This window comes from Cupriavidus sp. H18C1 (assembly GCF_049311595.1).
Lineage (GTDB): Bacteria > Pseudomonadota > Gammaproteobacteria > Burkholderiales > Burkholderiaceae > Cupriavidus > Cupriavidus cauae.
On the sequence record NZ_CP186009.1, the window covers coordinates 1461252 to 1477878 of the forward strand.

11 protein-coding genes and 5 pseudogenes are annotated in these 16627 nt (G+C 68.4%); 9 read left to right on the top strand and 7 right to left on the bottom strand.

Annotated elements, in window-relative coordinates:
- Positions 1-128: 128 nt before the first annotated feature.
- Both phnD and phnC read right to left on the bottom strand, forming a co-directional pair.
- Positions 129-1109 (bottom strand): phosphonate ABC transporter substrate-binding protein, encoded by a 981-nt coding sequence (gene phnD / locus OJJOAM_RS22455; RefSeq protein WP_422649897.1) that lies wholly within the window; start codon positions 1107-1109, stop codon positions 129-131.
- A gap of 62 nt (positions 1110-1171) precedes the next feature.
- Positions 1172-2023 carry a phosphonate ABC transporter ATP-binding protein gene (gene phnC / locus OJJOAM_RS22460; RefSeq protein ID WP_422649898.1) on the bottom strand — a complete coding sequence of 284 codons (852 nt, stop codon included), beginning with the start codon at positions 2021-2023 and terminating at the stop codon, positions 1172-1174.
- A 254-nt stretch (positions 2024-2277) separates the two neighbouring features.
- Between phnC and OJJOAM_RS22465 the strand changes: the two genes are divergently transcribed.
- Together OJJOAM_RS22465 and OJJOAM_RS22470 are read left to right on the top strand one after the other, a co-directional pair.
- Entirely contained in the window at positions 2278-2484 is a 207-nt protein-coding gene (locus tag OJJOAM_RS22465) for a hypothetical protein (RefSeq protein ID WP_422649899.1), read from the top strand.
- Between the two features lie 33 nt (positions 2485-2517).
- Positions 2518-4733 (top strand): annotated as a pseudogene (locus OJJOAM_RS22470) (phosphocholine-specific phospholipase C).
- 142 nt (positions 4734-4875) lie between these two features.
- Here OJJOAM_RS22470 and OJJOAM_RS22475 read toward each other — a convergent pair.
- From OJJOAM_RS22475 to OJJOAM_RS22485, 3 genes and pseudogenes are all read right to left on the bottom strand, one after another.
- Positions 4876-6427 (bottom strand): annotated as a pseudogene (locus OJJOAM_RS22475) (serine hydrolase).
- A 220-nt stretch (positions 6428-6647) separates the two neighbouring features.
- On the bottom strand, positions 6648-7553 hold the full coding sequence (locus OJJOAM_RS22480) for an alpha/beta hydrolase (RefSeq protein WP_422649900.1): 906 nt from the start codon (positions 7551-7553) through the stop codon (positions 6648-6650).
- 44 nt (positions 7554-7597) lie between these two features.
- Complete coding sequence (locus OJJOAM_RS22485) at positions 7598-7939, bottom strand: winged helix-turn-helix transcriptional regulator (RefSeq protein ID WP_422649901.1); 342 nt, start codon at positions 7937-7939, stop codon at positions 7598-7600.
- Between the two features lie 272 nt (positions 7940-8211).
- Here OJJOAM_RS22485 and OJJOAM_RS22490 point away from each other — a divergent pair, with 272 nt between their 5' ends.
- The 7 genes and pseudogenes from OJJOAM_RS22490 to OJJOAM_RS22520 all read left to right on the top strand — a co-directional run bounded on the left by OJJOAM_RS22490 (position 8212) and on the right by OJJOAM_RS22520 (position 14941).
- Entirely contained in the window at positions 8212-8625 is a 414-nt protein-coding gene (locus tag OJJOAM_RS22490) for a GFA family protein (RefSeq protein WP_422649902.1), read from the top strand.
- Between the two features lie 334 nt (positions 8626-8959).
- Positions 8960-9610: a CDP-alcohol phosphatidyltransferase family protein gene (locus OJJOAM_RS22495; RefSeq protein ID WP_422649903.1), complete on the top strand. Its 651-nt coding sequence runs from the start codon at positions 8960-8962 to the stop codon at positions 9608-9610.
- A 3-nt stretch (positions 9611-9613) separates the two neighbouring features.
- A pseudogene (locus tag OJJOAM_RS22500) lies at positions 9614-11378 on the top strand (bifunctional alpha/beta hydrolase/class I SAM-dependent methyltransferase).
- Positions 11379-11479: 101 nt separating this feature from the next.
- Positions 11480-12875, top strand: a pseudogene (locus OJJOAM_RS22505) (phosphatase PAP2/dual specificity phosphatase family protein).
- Positions 12865-13317: a hypothetical protein gene (locus OJJOAM_RS22510; RefSeq protein ID WP_422649904.1), complete on the top strand. Its 453-nt coding sequence runs from the start codon at positions 12865-12867 to the stop codon at positions 13315-13317. The pseudogene OJJOAM_RS22505 and the gene OJJOAM_RS22510 overlap by 11 nt, the downstream one beginning before the upstream one ends.
- 4 nt (positions 13318-13321) lie before the next feature.
- A complete protein-coding gene (locus OJJOAM_RS22515) occupies positions 13322-13948 on the top strand; it encodes a lysophospholipid acyltransferase family protein (RefSeq protein WP_422649905.1) in 627 nt (208 codons plus the stop codon).
- Between the two features lie 39 nt (positions 13949-13987).
- Positions 13988-14941 carry a phosphatidate cytidylyltransferase gene (locus OJJOAM_RS22520; RefSeq protein WP_422649906.1) on the top strand — a complete coding sequence of 318 codons (954 nt, stop codon included), beginning with the start codon at positions 13988-13990 and terminating at the stop codon, positions 14939-14941.
- Positions 14942-15069: 128 nt separating this feature from the next.
- Here OJJOAM_RS22520 and OJJOAM_RS22525 read toward each other — a convergent pair.
- Positions 15070-15915, bottom strand: a pseudogene (locus OJJOAM_RS22525) (DUF2182 domain-containing protein); the annotation flags it as partial.
- On the bottom strand, positions 15800-16579 hold the full coding sequence (locus OJJOAM_RS22530; RefSeq protein WP_422649907.1) for a DUF899 domain-containing protein: 780 nt from the start codon (positions 16577-16579) through the stop codon (positions 15800-15802). The gene OJJOAM_RS22530 and the pseudogene OJJOAM_RS22525, both read right to left, overlap by 116 nt.
- Positions 16580-16627 lie beyond the last annotated feature (48 nt).

Here is a 16627-nt window from a genome sequence, read left to right on the forward strand (position 1 = left end):
GGCAGGGCCGTGGCACGTCGCAAGCCCTGCGGTATATCCGACGATCGGCAATGACTGCGCGACGATTGTCCGATGATTGCGCGCTTGCTGCACGGTCACCGCGCAATCACCGAACCATCACTGCACAATCACTGCGTGCTGACGGCCTTGTCGAGCTCGGCAAGGCGGCGGGACACATCGGCCAGGCGCTTCTCCTTGTCGGCCGCGGCCAGCGTGCCGTCTGATTCGATGCGGGCCTTTTCCTTGGCCAGCTCGATCTGGCGGATCGGCACCAGCTGCGCGTCGCTCGACGGGCGGAAGCCCTGGTAGGTCAGCGTGGCCAGCACCTGCTTTTCGCGCGCGGCGTCGGCGCCCTTGCCGTAGTTGACGAAGAAGGTCTGGATCTTCTGCTTCATGTCGGCCGGCAGGTCCTTGCGATACACCATCGGGTCGGCTGGGATCAGCGGCGATTTCCACAGCACGCGCAGCTGGTCATAGGGATTCTTGCCGGTGTTGACGCGATAGCGGCCGAGGTTCTCGGTATTGTTCACCGCGACATCGACCTGCTTGTTCAGCACCGACAGCAGGTTCGCCTCGTGGTTGCCGATGCGCACCGCCTTGAACAGCGTCTTCGGCTCGACCTTGTTGGCGGCCCACAGGTAGTACCCCGGGACCAGCGTGCCGGAGGTCGAATTCGGGTCGCCGGCGCCGTAGGACAGCTCCTTGCCGCGCTTGATCACGTCCTCGACCGACTTCAGGTCGCTGTCCTTGTTGACGATCAGCAGCGACCAGTAGCCGGGGTTGCCGTCCTTGTCGATCACCGAGGCAAACACCTCGCCGTTGGCGCGATCGACCGCCTCCATCGCCGACTTGTTGCCGAACCAGGCGATCTGCACCTTGTTGAAGCGCATGCCCTCGATGATGCCGGCATAGTCCGACGCGAAGAACGGCTTGACCGGCACGCCGAGCGCCTTGCTCAGATCGTCGATCAGCGGCTGCCACGCGGTCTTCAGGTTGGAGGACGACTCGGTCGAGATGAAGCCGATGCTCAGCGGCCTGGCGTCCTGCGCGAGGGCGGGAGCGGCGGCAATTGCCGAGGCGATCAGGGCAAAAAAGGTTCTGCGAAGCATGGGGGGACTCCGATGCGAAAGGGTGGGTGCGGAAGACGGCCGGCAAATCAGGCGGCCGCAAATCAGGCGGCCGCAAGATCCATCGTGACGGTGGCAGGCACGGGCGAGCCGTCGATCGGCATCGCGATCCGGTCGGGCACCAGGTCATGCAGCAGCTCGTCGGCCTCGGTGCCGTAGAGATCGCGCAGCATGCGCTGCGTCAGCGCATGCGACGGACCGTCGTAGACGACCTTGCCATGGCGCAACGCCACCACGCGCGGGCAGTAGCGCATGGCGATGTCGACCTGATGCAGCGACACCACCACGGCGACCTTGTGCGTGCGATTGATCTGCGTGAGCAGCGACATGACGCGGCGCGACGATTCCGGATCGAGCGAGGCGATCGGCTCGTCGGCGAGGATCACGCGGGCGTTCTGCACCAGCGTCCGCGCGATGGCCGCGCGCTGCTGCTGGCCACCCGACAGCGTCGAAGCACGTTGAAAGGCATAGTCGTCTATACCAACTTGTGCAAGCGCATCGAGCCCGGCGCGCAGTTCATCGGCCTTGAAAAAACGAAGCAGGCCGCGCCATTTCGGGATGCGGCTCAGCATGCCGATCATCACGTTGGTGATCACGGGCAGCCGCCCGACCAGATTGAACTGCTGGAACACGAAGCCGATCTCGGCGCGCGCCTTGCGGACGTCCGCCGCCAGCCGGCCATCGCGCTGCACGGCACGGCCATGCACCAGGATCTCGCCGCTGTCGGCGGCGACGAAGCCGGCCACATGGCGCAGCAGCGTCGACTTGCCGGAGCCAGATGCCCCCAGCAGCGCCACCATTTCACCGGGCGCCACCTGCAGCGTGACGTCGTCCAGGGCCTTGCGGTCGGCTCGGAACGACTTGCTCAGGCCGCGTACTTCAATTGCATGGGTCATGTCGACTCCTTGCTGGAATGACGAGCGCATTCTGGGGGGAGGTGATGACAGAGCGATGACGGCCAGGGGGAAGGGCGCCCCGCGGCACGCGGCGTGCCAAGCGCGGCGCGAAGCAGCGGGCCGCGCGAGACCGGTAGTGGAATCGGTAACGAGAATTCGTAGTTGTGCCCATGTGTCAAGGAACTGACATTTGGGCTACCAACAATGCAGGCCAACAATCACGCTGTCCCTTCCCCCACCACGGAACTCCAGCCATGCTCCCTTCCTTCGCTTCCCTTTGGCGGCGCGGCCCCACGCTGCCGTTCGCGGCCTCTGCCATCCTGGCCGCGCTGCTGCTGGCCGGCTGTGGCGGCGGCGACGATGGCGCGACCCTGTCGCCATCGGCCGCACCCGACACCACCAACCCGAACGGCAAGCTGCCCGGCAAGCCCGGCAGCTGCTCGAGCCGCTGTGCGCCCTGACTCTCCTCCGTCCCCAACGAAAAAGAATCCGCCATGACATTCAATCCGTCGAAGCGACAATTCCTGAAGGCATCGCTGGGCACCGGCGCCGCGGCCGCCGTGCTGGCCAGCTTCCCGCCGAGCATCCGGCGCGCGCTGGCGATCGAGGCCCACAATGCGACGGGCACCATCAAGGATGTCAAGCACGTCGTGATGGTGATGCTCGAGAACCGCTCGTTCGACAGCTATTTCGGCACGTTCAAGGGCGTGCGCGGCTACGGCGACCGCTTCCCGATCCCGCTGCGCAATGGCCGCACCGCGCTGTACCAGACCGATGCCAACGGCAACATCCTGACGCCTTATCACCTCGACGAATCGATCGGCAACGCGCAGCGCGCCGGCGGCACGCCGCACAACTGGGCCGACTCGCAGGCGGCGTGGGACCACGGCCGCATGGACCGCTGGCCGGTGGCCAAGCAGCCGCTGTCGATGGGCTACTACGACGAGGCCGAGGTGACGTTCCAGCGCGCGCTGGCCGACGCCTTCACGCTGTGCGATGCCTACCATTGCGGCATCCATACCGGCACCATCGCCAACCGCCTGTTCTACTGGACCGGCTCCAACGGCCCCACCGGCGACAACGTGGCGGTGACGGTCAACGAGTTCAACGGCGGCGCCGACGTGGGACCGTCGACCGAAGGCTGGACCTGGGACACCTATGCGGACCGCCTGCAGGCCGCCGGCGTCAGCTGGAAGGTCTACCAGAACATCCCCGATAACTTCGGCTGCAACCAGATGATGAGCTTCCGTCATTGGCGCGCCGAGATGGAGAAGATGCCGGCCGGGCGGCAGGTGTCGAACACCAACGCGCCGGGCTTCAATCCGCCCTACGATCCGGCGATCGACGATCGCTACAGCCCCTTTGCCAAGGGCTTCTGCAACACGATGGCCGACGGCGGCTTCCTGCAGTCGCTGCGCGACGACGTGCAGAACGGGCGCCTGCCGGAAGTGTCGTGGATCATCCCGCCGGCCGAATTCAGCGAGCACCCCGGGCCGTCGAGCCCGGCCAAGGGCGGCTGGTATGTGCAGGCGATTCTCGATGCGCTGACCTCCGACCCCGAGGTATGGAGCAAGACCGCGCTGATCATCAACTACGACGAGAACGACGGCTTCTTCGACCACCTGCCGCCGCCGACCGCGCCGTCGCGCAATCCGGATGGCACCGTCGCCGGCAAATCGACGCTGTCGGACGCGCAGATGGCCTTCGAATACCACGACTATCAGCCGGCGACGCCGAAGCAGCCGGCCCGCGATGGCCGGCCCTACGGCCCCGGTCCGCGCGTGCCGATGTGGATCGTCTCGCCGTGGAGCCGCGGCGGCTGGGTCAATTCAGAGGTGTTCGACCATACCTCCGTGATCCGCTTCCTCGAGGCGCGCTTCGGCGTGATGGAGCCGCAGATCAGCCCGTACCGCCGCGCGGTGTGCGGGGGACCTGACCAGCGCGTTCAATTTCGCGACGCCGAACGCGAACCCGCTGCCGGAGTTGGCGGGCCGCACCACGCGCGCCGAAGCCACCAGCCTGACGGCCGCGCAGCAGGCCATGCCGAAGATCCCGGTGCCGGCCACGCCGGCGCTGCCGGTGCAGGACCCGGGCACGCGTCCGTCGCGCGCGCTGCCCTACGAACTGCACACCAGCGCGCGCGTCGATGCCCGCAACAATCGGCTGCAGCTGCTGTTTGCCAACGCCAGCGCGCGCAGCGTCGGCGCCGTGTTCCACGTCTACGACCGCCTGCATCTGGACCGCATTCCGCGCCGCATCGTGGTCGAGGCCGGCAAGACACTCGACGACGTCTGGGATATCGGCGCGGACGGCGGCAAGTACGACCTGTGGGTGCTGGGCCCGAACGGCTTTCACCGCAGCTTCGTCGGCGACGCGGCGGAGCAGGGCGAGGCCATGCCGGAAATCCAGGTCTGCTACAACCCCTTGCGATCGGCCCACCGTGCAGGTCAAGCTGCATAACAACGGCCGCCGGCCGGTCCGCTTCTTGGCCGAGGCGCTGGCCTATCGCAATGACGGCCCGTGGACGCGCATGGTCCCGCCGGGCAAGGTCGTCGAGTTCGAATGGGCGATCGCGGACGCCGGCTGCTGGTACGACTTCGTCGTGACCTGCGATGCGAGTCCGGCGTTCCGCCGCCGTTTTGCCGGGCGGATGGAAACGGGCAAGGATCTGGTCAGCGATCCGGCGATGGGGCAGGTCGGACAGGCTTGAGGCGTGCCGGAAGCCGTCTCCTGAGTCGGCGCTGAGTCGGTGCTGAGTCGGCTCCCGAGTCGGTCCCCAAGCCACCTCGTGAAGTGCTTCCCTGAAGTTGTCCGCTGAACGAAGCGCGGTCCCGCCCGGGCAGGACCGCGCTTCAGCTCGTCCGCATGAAGGTCCCCAGCCCCTCCCGGTCGTAGTACTCCAGCGTCAGCCGATCGCTGCCGAACCAGACGCGCGAGATCGTGCCCGGCGTCGCGTTCTCGTTGCGCAGCCGGAACGTGTAGACGTCGCCGTCCCAGTGCGACAGTGGCAGCACCAGCGGCGCGGGCCCGATCGTCAGCACCAGTGCACCCGCGGATTCGCGTACCGTGATCGGCCCGTAGTAATCGTTGGCATAGTCGCCGGCATAGACCGACAGCGCGCGCGGCGGCAGCGGCGAGGCCGGCGGCGTGGCGCCCACCAGCCCGCCTTCCGGCGCCAGCACGGGCGCCAGCGCCTCCTCGATGATGGTCGCCCAGTCGCGCTGGATCGCGCCGTAATCCACCAGATCGAAGAACTGGTTGTTGATCGTCTCCGGTACGCCGATCGGATAGCCGTTGGTCAGCGTGACGATCGCCAGATTCAGCGAGGGCACCGCAAGGAAGGCCGTCGCGGCGCCAAGCGCGAACGCGCCGGAGTGGTTGTACATCGCGCGGCCCGCCGGATTCGTGCCGACATTGAAGCCATAGCCGTAGAAGCCCGCCGGACGCCCGTCGGCCGGTGGCGTGGACTGGTTGTGCGGCGCGATCGCTTCCTTCAGCGCACTGGCGTCGACGATGCGCCTGCCGTCGAACATGCCTTCGCCGAGCATCATCACGAGCCAGCGCGCCACGTCGTTGACCGAAGCGCTGACCCCGCCTGCCGGCGATTGCGCATCGGGATCCCGCACCGGACCGCGTATCCACACGCCGTTTTCCCGTACGTGGCCCGCCGCACGATTGTCTCGAGCCAGATAGTCCGCGTGGCGCGAACTGGTGCGGGCCATGCCGAGCGGACGATAGAGGGTCTGCTCCGACAGCGTGGCCCAGTCCATCGCCGCCGCGGTGGCGACCGCTTCGGCGGCGGCGGTCAGGCCGAAATTGGTGTACTGGTACGACGCACGAAACGGATGCAGCGGCAGGAAGCGCAATCGCTCCAGTACCTGACGGCGGTCATAGCCCATGTCCTCGAGCCGATCGCCCGCATGGTCGGGCAGGCCCGAGCGGTGCGAGTACAGGTCCGCCACGGTCAGCACCGGGTTGACCTCGGGATCGGACAGGGCAAACCAGGGCAATTGCGATTGCACGGGGGTGTCCCACCGGACGCGTCCGATGCCGACCTGATGCGCGACCACCATGGCGCCGAGCGATTTCGACATCGAGGCGAGCTGGAACACGGTGTCGGCGTCGACCGCCGCGCCCTCGTCGACGGCGCGCTTGCCGAATCCCTTGGCATAGACGACTTGATTGCCGCGGACCACCGCCGTCGCCACACCCGGCACGCCGGTGCGGGACATCTGGTCGGTGACGAGCTTGTCGACGCTGGCGATGGCCTGCGCGATCCGGGCTTCCGGCACGGGAGGCGATGGCGGGGGAGGGCGGGGGATCGTCGTCGTCGCCACCGCAGGCGGCGAGCGCCGATCCGAGCGTGGCGACGAGAAACGTGCGGCGCGAATGCAAGGTCGTCATGGCGAATTCCCCTCGTGTTATTCGGGCAGGCCGATGCGCCGCTACGCAGCGTTCCTGTCTTGCTGGACAGTAGAAGCTGCGGAATCGAAAGTCGAGGGTAATTGCAAACCGCTGCGAGGATGTGCCTCGCGGCATGCCGCTGGCCGTGTTTGGGCGAATCGCGCTTGCCTTTGGGGGGCGGGTGACGATATGCGGGCCGATCGCTGTTGGCCCAAGCTACTCAGGCCGTGCCGGACGTGCCGTGCCAATCCAGCTGCGTACGCAGGAAGCTGACCTGATCCGCCACGACGATCCGTCGCACTGCCTCCTTGTAGAAATCGAAATGCGCGCAGGGATAGCGCCGCAATTCACCGAGCGGCGCCCGGTCCGCGACCCGGCGGCCCAGATGCGACGGCGTCTGCGCGTCGCGCTCGGCCAGGCAGACAAGCATCGGCGCCTTGACGCGATGCGCCCGCCGACCGGGCCGATACCACAGCATCATGTCGAGCAGCACGCGCGGCGTGATCTCGTTGCGCCAGGTGTCGTTCTGCATCGAGCGGACCACGTCCTTGGCCTCGTCGAACGCCATGACCGCCAGCTGCCCGCGCGGTGCCACTGCCGGAACGTAGTGCGGCGGCCTGCCGGTCCGGCCATGCCACCAGTCCTTGACGATGGCGCGCAGCAGCTGCCGTGTCTCGGCTGGGCTCCGTCCTTCGACCTTGCGCGGGAAGCCGTTGAACGGCACCTGCGCGACCACCGCCGCGACGCGCGGGTCCTCGGCCGCGACCTCGACGACATGGCCGCCGCTCAGCGAGCTGCCCCACAACGCGATGCGCCGCGGATCGACGCCCGGCAGCGTTCGGGCGTGCGCGATCGCCGCATGCCAGTCCGCCTTCTGCGCCGCGATCGAGATCCACTGGCGCGGCGTGCCGCCGCTCTCGCCGAAGTAGCGGTAGTCGAAGGTCAGCACGACAAAGCCCGCCGCGGCGAAGTCCTCGGCGGTGCGGGCCAGCGAGCCCTGCTGCGTTCCACCGAAGCCATGCGCCATCACGATGCAGCCGGGCAGCGGTTCGCGCGGCGGACGATAGAGGTGGCCGACGCAGTCGATGCCATCGACACGGAAGCGCGTTACGGTCTTTTCCACCATCGTCGTTTCTCCGCTGCTTCAGGCCACTGCTTCAGGCGGCTGCTTCAGGCCGCTTCCATCCGCTCGGCCTTCCATGCCTCGTGCCGCTTGCCCCAGGCCGACATCGCCGTTACCGCGTCATTCAGGCTCAGCCCCAATGGCGTGATCGAATATTCGACGCGAGGCGGGACTTCTCCGAAATCATGGCGGTGGATCAACCCATCCGCCTCCATTTGGCGCAATTGCTGCGTCAGAACCTTTTCGCTGACACCGGGCAATAGCCGGCGCAATTCGGCAAAGCGATGCGGACGCAGGTGCAATTCCCAAAGTACCGAAGTCTTCCATTTGCCGGCGATTGCCTGCAGCGCGGAGGCAAATCCGCAACCGTCCGGCTCCTTGTTTCTCATTGCAGAACACTCCATCAATGGACCGGATATCACCAGACCGGATACTTACTTCGAAGTGCGTTCTTCCCGGTGCCGGGACGAATCGATATCATCGAATCGGGCCCATCTCGAAAAACTGGCGCGGTCGAAACGACAGGATTCGATCGCCGGAGAAGTTTCCATGACATCGTATTTTCCTCTCCGCAGCGCGGGGTGGCTGGGCTCGCCCGTCTTCCGCATTTTAATGAACCGGCGTCATTCCTTTGGCCGGCATGAGACGGCGGGGCCGGCCCATGCAAGCTGACGTCCGCACGCGGACCGCGGCATGTTCCTGCCGCGGCGTCGAACTGGTTCTCGCCGGCGAGCCGCGCCGCGTCTACGCCTGCAGCTGCCTCGAATGCCAGCGCTGCACCGGCTCCGCGTTCTCCTACCGCGCGATCTATGCCGAATCGGCCATCGTCAGCCGAAAAGGCGAAACCAGAACGTGGCGGCGCACCGGGACATCGGGACAATGGCTGGAACAGGAATTTTGCACGACGTGCGGATCCGTGGTGCTGATGCGAGCCGAAGCATTGAAGGCAGCTATTTCCGTATCGGCCGGTTGCCTCGAGGACAGGGATTTTCCGGCGCCGCAATTGTTGCATTGGGCGGAGCGCAAGCATCGCTGGCTTTGTCTGCAGGACATTGCGGAATCCCGCCCGGCATGACGCCGCCGCGGCGTTGCAAAGGGCGGGACGGCAACCCCGCGGGTTTTCCCTGATCCACGCAACATTGCCCTGATTCGATCGACCGCGATGTTGGTGAGGTAGGGAATTAAACATCGTCGAATTCACCGCCGACTGCAGTTCTGGTAATGTCTCGGCCTTGACGCCCCGCCAACCCAAGGCTGGCGCGGCGTCGAGCCAAGACCAGATACCAATACCAATACCAATAAATCCGGAAGGGGGTCCCGGTTCACCGGCCGCACAGCGCGCCGGGGACCGGTTCAGCCTGGCGCATCGCCATGCCGCTTCCGGCGCAAGCTCTGCGGGAGGCCGGCCAATGACGCTCTACGAACTCAAGCCCAGATTCCAGGCGTGGCTGCGCCCGCTGGTCCAGGATCTGGCCGAGCGCGGTGCCACCGCCAATCAGGTGACGCTGGTGGCCGCGGCCGGCTCGCTGGCCGTCGGGGCGCTGGCGGCGATCGGCGCGCTGGTGGCCGAAACCTCCGTGCTGTTCCTGCTGTTCCCGCTGTGGCTGTTTGCGCGGATGGCACTCAATGCGATCGACGGCATGCTGGCGCGCGAGCACGGCCAGAAGAGCGCGCTGGGCGCCTATCTGAATGAGCTCGGCGACATCGTCTCGGATGTCGCGCTGATCCTGCCGCTGGCGGCGCTGCCCGACTTCAATCTCGCCCAGGTCGGACCGTTTGCCCTGCTGGCGGTGATCGTCGAGGCCGCGGGCCTGATCGGTCCGCTGGCCGGCGCAAGCCGGCGCTACGACGGCCCGTTCGGCAAGAGTGATCGCGCGCTGGTGGTCGGCGCGATCGCGCTGTGGGCGGGCGTCGGCCTTGGGTTCGGCACCGTCGGGCCCTGGCTGTGGCTGCTGCTGTCGCTGCTGTCGGTACTGACCATCGTCAACCGGGTCCGGCGCGGCGTCGCCGAAGCGCAGGCCCAGGCGCGGGCTGAAGAGCCGAGCCACACCGCGGAGTAAGGCATGGACCGACTGTCGATGCGCCAGCCGCTGGAGCGGCAGTTCGAGACCCACGACGGGCAGCCGCTGTTCTATCGGCACTGGCCCGCGGTCGAGGGGCAGCCGCGCGGCGCCGTGGTGCTGTTCCATCGCGGGCACGAGCATTCCGGCCGTGTCGCCCACCTTGCCGACGAACTGAACCTGCCCGGCTACGACATCTTTGCCTGGGACGCCCGCGGCCATGGCCGCTCGCCGGGCGAGCGCGGCTACAGCCCAAGCCTGGCCGATTCCGTGCGCGATATCCAGACCTTCACCGAGCATATCGCCGCGAACCACGGCATCGCGCTGGAGCGCATCGCGGTGGTGGCGCAGAGCGTCGGCGCGGTGCTGGCCGCGACGTGGGTCCACGACTACGCGCCGCCGATCCGCGCGCTGGTGCTGGCCTCGCCCGCGTTCAAGGTCAAGCTGTACGTGCCATTCGCGCGCCCGGGCCTGAAGCTGATGCACCGGCTGCGCGGCAAGTTCTTCGTCAACAGCTATGTCAAGGCGAAGTTCCTGACGCACGACCCCGAGCGCATCGCGAGCTATGACACCGACCCGCTGATCACGCGGCGGATCGCGGTCAATATCCTGCTCGATCTGTACGAGACCGCCGAGCGGATCGTCGCCGACGCGGCGGCGATTACCGTGCCGACGCAACTGCTGATTTCCGGCGCCGACTGGGTGGTCCATCGCGGACCGCAGGACCGCTTCTATGAGCGGCTGGGAAGCCGGGTCAAGGAGCGCATCGTGCTCGATGGCTTCTATCACGACACGCTGGGCGAGCGCGATCGCCAGCGCGCGGTCGATGCGGCGCGGCGCTTCATCCTGCGCGAGTTCGACACGCCGTCCGCGCCGCGCTCGCTGCTCGATGCCGACCAGATCGGGCCGTTCCGCGAGGAATCGGACCGGCTCGCCTCGGCACCGACCGGCCTTGCCGCGTGGTACTGGCGCGCGGCGCGCGCCAACCTGAAGCTCGGCGGCCTGCTGTCCGACGGCGTGCGCCTCGGCCATGAAACCGGCTTCGATTCGGGCTCGACGCTCGACTACGTCTATCGCAACACGCCGTCGGGCCGCGGCGCCCTGGGCCGGATGGCCGACCGTCAATACCTCGATGCGATCGGCTGGCGCGGCATCCGCCAGCGCAAGGTCCACGCCGAGGAACTGATCGCCGAGGCCGTGCGCCGGCTGCAGGCGGCCGGCATGCCGGTGCGGATGGTCGATATCGCGGCCGGCCACGGGCGCTACGTGCTCGAGGCGCTGGAGAAGCTGGACCGCGCCGCGGTCGAATCGATCCTGCTGCGCGACTACAGTGCGCTGAACGTCGAGCAGGGAAGGGCGCTGATCGCGGCCAAGGGCCTGGGCGGAATGGCCCGCTTCCAAGCAGGGCGACGCGCTCGATGGCGACGATCTGGCCGCCCTGTCGCCGGCGCCGACCTTGGCGGTCGTGTCCGGCCTTTACGAACTGTTCCCCGACAACGCGATGATCCGCCGCTCGCTCGACGGCCTGGCGCGCGCGGTGCCGCCGGGCGGCTATCTGGTCTACACGGGCCAGCCGTGGCACCCGCAGCTGGAGTTCATCGCCCGCGCGCTGACCAGCCACCGCGCCGGCGCGGCCTGGGTGATGCGGCGCCGCTCACAGGCCGAGATGGACGAACTGGTGCGCAGCGCCGGCTTCGACAAGGTGACGCAGCGGATCGACCGCTGGGGCATCTTCACCGTCAGCCTGGCGCGCAGGCGCGAGGCATGAGCGCCTTGCCTGCTCCCACGCAGCCGGGCATGCAACCGGGCACGCAGCCCGATACGCAACGGGGCACGCAACCGGGCACGCAACCGGGCACGCAGCCCACGATGCAACACGGCATGCACCCCGACGCGCCGCAGCCCGCCGCCGACGAGCCCCGCCCCTGGGGCCTGGCCTGCGTGCTGCTGGCGCTGGCCGGCGCGCTGTTCTTCTCGAGCTACGGCTTCGCCAACTGGCTGGCCAGCCAGCGCGCGGACGTGCCGTCGTTCTACTTCCACTGGGAACGCGGCATCCCGTTCGTGCCGTGGACCATCGTGCCGTACTGGTCGATCGACCTGCTGTACGGCATCTCGTTCTTCCTGTGGCGCACGCGCGCCGCGCTGCTGACGCACGTCAAGCGCCTCGTTGCGGCGCAATTGATCTCGGTCGCCTGCTTCATCGCGTTCCCGCTGCGCTTCGCCTTCACGCGCCCCGCGGCGGACGGCCTGCCGGGGCAGTTGTTCACGCTGCTCGGGGGGCTTCGACCTGCCGTTCAACCAGGCTCCGTCGCTGCATATCAGCCTGCTGATCATCCTGTGGGTCGCGTTCGCCGCGCATCTGCCCAGGCGCTGGCATTGGCTGCTGCATGGCTGGTTCGCGCTGATCGGCGTATCGGTGCTGACGACCTGGCAGCACCATTTGATCGACGTGCCGACCGGCGCGCTGGTCGGCTGGTTGTGCGTCTATCTGTTTCCGCTGCGGCTGCCCGCGATCGCGGCCAGCGCGCCCGACGCGGCCACGCGCCGGCTCGCGCGCCGCTACGCGCTGGGCGCCGGGGCGACGCTGCTGTGCGCGCTGCTGGCGCTGGGCGCCTCGGTCACGCTCGCGCTGTTGCTGCTGTGGGGCGCGTTGGCGCTGGCCTGCGTCGCGCGGATCTATGCGCTGGCCGCGCCGGCCTGGTTCCATAAGGACAGCAACGGCACCATGGCGATCGCGGCGCGCTGGGTGCTGGCGCCCTATCTGCTGGGCGCCTTCCTCAATTCGCGCTGGTGGACGCGCGGCGCCCCGCAGGCGAGCGCGATCGCGGACGGGGTCTGGGTCGGACGTTTTCCCACGCAAGCCGATCTGCGCGCATCCGGGGCCGATGCCGTGCTCGACCTGAGCGCCGAACTGCCGCGCGCGGTTCGCGGCGATTCGCTCGCCTATCGTTGCGTGCCGATGCTGGATCTGACGGTGCCCACCGCGGCGCAGCTCGATCAGGCGGTGGCCCAGCTCGACGCCTGGCAGGCGGCCGGAAGGCGGGTGCTGGTCAGCTGCGCGCTCGGCTATTCGCGCAGCGCGATGGTGGTTGCCGCCTGGCTCGCGCGCCGTCAAGGCGAGCCCGATGCCGCGGCGGCCGTCGAAGCCGCGCTGGCCCATATGCGCCAGCACCGTCCCGCGGTCGTGCTCGGCGACGCGCATGCCGACGCGTTGCGGCATTGGCTCGAGCAGGGCCAGATACCGGAGCGCCCCCATGCATCCTGAGGCGATGCGGGACGACGCTGCCGCCAACCTCGACGCGTGGACCGCGCATGCCGTTGCCGGCGCGCTGTCGGGCGCCATCTGGATGGCAGGGACCGGCCTGGCCTTCGGTCTCGCCACCGTCTGGCTGCTGGCGACCGCCACGCTGCCGCGCTGGCTGACGGCCGTGCCGTTGCTGCTGGCGCTGGCCCAGTTCTGGCTGCTGCTGCGCGTCGCCATCGACCGCCGTCTGTTCGAGGCGCTGGCAACGAGCGCAAATCGCCACGGGGCTGCCGATCTGGCGGGCCTGGACACCGCGCTGTTGCAGCTGGGCTGGATTGCTCCGAGCCGGCAGGGTCGGACGATGGCCGACCGCGCCCGCGGTGCGCTGCGCCTGGTGCGAATCTGCGGCACGCTGGCCGCGATCCAGCTTGTACTGACCTTTCTCACTTCGATCCTGGGATAACACCATGTGGATTGCCCGCGTGACCGCGCGCGCCATCATCGTCTTCGCCCGCCTGCTGACCGGCATGCGGGCCAACTGGCAGGGCTGCGTGCCGGCGGCGGTGCAGCGCGTCTACTTCGCCAATCACAGCAGCCACGGCGATTTCGTGCTGATCTGGGGCTGCCTGCCGCCGGAGCTGCGGCCGCGCACGCGTCCGGTAGCCGGCGCCGACTACTGGGACCGCTCGCCGCTGCGGCGCTTCATCGGGCGCGATGTCTTTCGCGCGCTGCTGATCGACCGCACCCGCAGCGATCCGGGCAGCGATCCGGTCGCGCTGATGCGCGGCGCGCTCGAAGGCGGCGATTCGCTGATCCTGTTTCCCGAGGGCACGCGCAACACTACCGACGCGCGGCTGCTGCCGTTCAAGAGCGGGATCTTCCATCTGGCGCGCGCCTGCCCGTCGGTGGAGTTCGTGCCGGTCTGGATCGACAACCTGAACCGCGTGATGCCCAAGGGCGAATTCGTGCCGGTGCCGCTGCTGTGCACGGTGACGTTCGGCCAGCCGGTGCTGCTTTCCGCTGACGACGACAAGGACCGCTTCCTCGCCCGATGCCGCGACGGCCTGCTCGCGCTCGCCCCCGTACTGGATTGACGCTGGATTGACCCTGGACTGACCCTGGACTGACCCGCCATGCCCACCCTGCATTGGAACTACGAGACCTGGCTGCTGTTCGGCGGCCTGTTTGCCGTGCTGCTGCTCGCCTCGACCGTGACGCTGCTGCTGCGCTGGCGCCTCGCCGGCGGCGGCTCGCACCCGGTGATCGACAACCTCGCGCAGCGCGTCTGGGCGTGGTGGTGGATGATCGGCGTGATGGGCGTGGCCTTCGCGCTCGGCCGCACCGCGGTGATCGTGCTGTTCTACCTGCTGTCGTTCTTCGCGCTGCGCGAGTTCGTCACCATCACGACCACCCGGCGCGGCGACCATCGTGCGATCGTGGCCGCCTTCTTCCTGTTCCTGCCGCTGCAATACGTGCTGGTCTATGTGGACTGGTACGGCATGTTCTCGATCCTGATTCCGGTCTACGCCTTCCTGCTGCTGCCGATCCTGGCCGCGCTGTCGGCCGAGACCACGCGTTTTCTCGAGCGTTGCGCCGGCGTGCAGTGGGCGGTGATGATCTGCGTGTTCTGCATCTCGCATGTGCCGGCGCTGCTGACGCTGCCGATCCCGGGCTTTGACGGCCGCAACCTGCTGCTGATCGCCTTCCTGGTGATCGTGGTGCAGGGCAGCGACGTGCTGCAGTACGTCTGGGGCAAGCTGTGCGGCAAGCGCAAGATCGCGCCGCTGCTGTCGCCGTCCAAGACGGTGGAGGGCTTCGTCGGCGGCGTCGCCAGCGCGACGGCGCTCGGTGCCGCGCTGTGGTGGATCACACCGTTCGCGCCGTGGCAGGCTGGCGCGATTGCACTGGTCATCGCGCTGATGGGATTTCTCGGCGGGCTGGTGATGTCGGCGATCAAGCGCGATCGCGGCATCAAGGACTGGGGCCATATGATCCAGGGCCACGGCGGCATGCTGGACCGGCTCGACTCGGTGGTGTTCGCCGCGCCGGTGTTCTTCCATATCACGCGGTATTGGTGGGTGCCGTGATGGCGGCCTTTCCGGCGCGCTGACGGCCGCTCCCGCGCTAGAGCAGGCCCGCCCCCTCGCATTGCCAGCCAAGCGCCCGTGCCGATGCCGACGGCACCGACGGCCCCGGCCATCCGCGTGCCGGCCGGCGCCAGGCGTTCGGCGCTGATTGCCGCGGTGGCCAGCGCCATGACGCCCAGGTCCATCACGCCCAGGGCGGCCAGGCTCGCCATCACGCCGCCGCAGCACTGGATGCAGTGCAGGCCAAGGCCGATGCCATGCCGCCATACGGCCCCCGCGTTCTGCGCAGGCGCTCGCACGGACGCGTGCCGGCAGCCATCCAGCAGGCGAGCCTTCCACGCGGTGAATTGCAGGGCGCCGGCCGTGAGCACCACCAGGCCGGCGAGGGCCGGCATGGCCCGCGCCAGCGTCGGCCACTGCATCGCGAGCGCGACCAGCGTGGCACCGAGGATGAAGACCGCCAATCCCAGCGCGGTCCACACGACGAAGTAGGCCGCCGCTGCCACCAGCGTCAGCCACGTCGCGCGCCCCGTTCCTTCGGCGGCCACCCGATAGCGCCACAGCGCAGGCGCCACCGATGGCAGCATCATCGCGACCATCATCACGGCCCACATGCCGACGAAGGCCGCCGCGGCGCCGGCCCAGGTCTGCCCGCACATCGGCGTCCACGCCATCGACAGCGTCCAGCCGCCTGGCATCGGCGTGGCCGCCATCGACGGCATCGCGCCATGCAGCGCGCCATGCAGTGACACCGTGGCCGCCGTGCCGAGCCCGAACAGCGCCGCGCAGACGCCGAAGAAAACCCGCCGGCTCCCGTCCCTGCGCGCCGGCCCGGGGCCCGCGCAGCAGTGCCCCGGCTCAACGCTCGCCGTACTCGTCATGGCGGCGCCACCAGACACCCGTCTCGTTGCGTCCCTTCGGCGCGCGGTCCAGCCACTGGTACATGCCCCACAGGCCGTCCAGCCCGCGCGCATACGCCGAGTAGGTGTGATAGACCACGCCGCCCTCCATCACGAAGGCGCTCAGGCCCGGCCGGTCGCGGTGGAAGGTCGCCGTGTCGGTGCCGCACATCGCGGCGACCTGGTCTTCCGCCGCCTGGCCGCCGCCATCCATGTTGCGGCGCCATCCCCGCACCGCGGGCTCGCGGCGGTAGTTGTATTCGATGTCGCCATCGCGCTGCTGCGCGGTCGTGAAGGAGACATGGAAGTCGGCGTTGAAGTCGCTGTCGTCCGAGGACGCCCACGGGAAGGTCCATCCCATGCGCTGCTTGTAGGCCTGCAGCTTGGCCAGCGGCGCGCGGGACACGGCGGTCAGCGCGACGTCGTGGTTGGCGAGGTGGACCGCAAAGCCGTTGAAGCCGTCGGCGATCGCCGAGCACGACGGGCAGCCGGCCTTGTAGTCGGGCCCGAACATGAAGTGGTAGACCAGCAGCTGCGAGCGGCCGCGGAACAGGTCCGCCAGCGTCGCGGGGCCGTCGTCGGTGTCGAAGCGGTAGGTCTTGTCGATCCGCAGCCAGGGCAGGGCCTGGCGCTGGCGCGCGATTTCGTCGCTGCGCCGCGTCAGGGCCTTTTCGGCCTCGAGCAGTTCGAGGCGTGCGGCCAGCCACTGTTCGCGGGTCGCGGTGGGGTGGGTTGTCATCGTGCTTCCTCCATGTGGACGTGGCGTGGTCTGCCAAGCTGTCGTGCA

What these genes read in the sequence shown, in the direction of transcription:
- phnD (WP_422649897.1), bottom strand. Translation starts at nt 1,109, where the DNA reads ATGCTTCGCAGAACCTTTTTTGCCCTGATCGCCTCGGCAATTGCCGCC.
- OJJOAM_RS22485 (WP_422649901.1), bottom strand. Translation starts at nt 7,939, where the DNA reads ATGAGAAACAAGGAGCCGGACGGTTGCGGATTTGCCTCCGCGCTGCAG.
- phnC (WP_422649898.1), bottom strand. Translation starts at nt 2,023, where the DNA reads ATGACCCATGCAATTGAAGTACGCGGCCTGAGCAAGTCGTTCCGAGCC.
- OJJOAM_RS22465 (WP_422649899.1), top strand. Translation starts at nt 2,278, where the DNA reads ATGCTCCCTTCCTTCGCTTCCCTTTGGCGGCGCGGCCCCACGCTGCCG.
- OJJOAM_RS22520 (WP_422649906.1), top strand. Translation starts at nt 13,988, where the DNA reads ATGCCCACCCTGCATTGGAACTACGAGACCTGGCTGCTGTTCGGCGGC.
- OJJOAM_RS22515 (WP_422649905.1), top strand. Translation starts at nt 13,322, where the DNA reads ATGTGGATTGCCCGCGTGACCGCGCGCGCCATCATCGTCTTCGCCCGC.
- OJJOAM_RS22490 (WP_422649902.1), top strand. Translation starts at nt 8,212, where the DNA reads ATGCAAGCTGACGTCCGCACGCGGACCGCGGCATGTTCCTGCCGCGGC.
- OJJOAM_RS22510 (WP_422649904.1), top strand. Translation starts at nt 12,865, where the DNA reads ATGCATCCTGAGGCGATGCGGGACGACGCTGCCGCCAACCTCGACGCG.
- OJJOAM_RS22480 (WP_422649900.1), bottom strand. Translation starts at nt 7,553, where the DNA reads ATGGTGGAAAAGACCGTAACGCGCTTCCGTGTCGATGGCATCGACTGC.
- OJJOAM_RS22495 (WP_422649903.1), top strand. Translation starts at nt 8,960, where the DNA reads ATGACGCTCTACGAACTCAAGCCCAGATTCCAGGCGTGGCTGCGCCCG.
- OJJOAM_RS22530 (WP_422649907.1), bottom strand. Translation starts at nt 16,579, where the DNA reads ATGACAACCCACCCCACCGCGACCCGCGAACAGTGGCTGGCCGCACGC.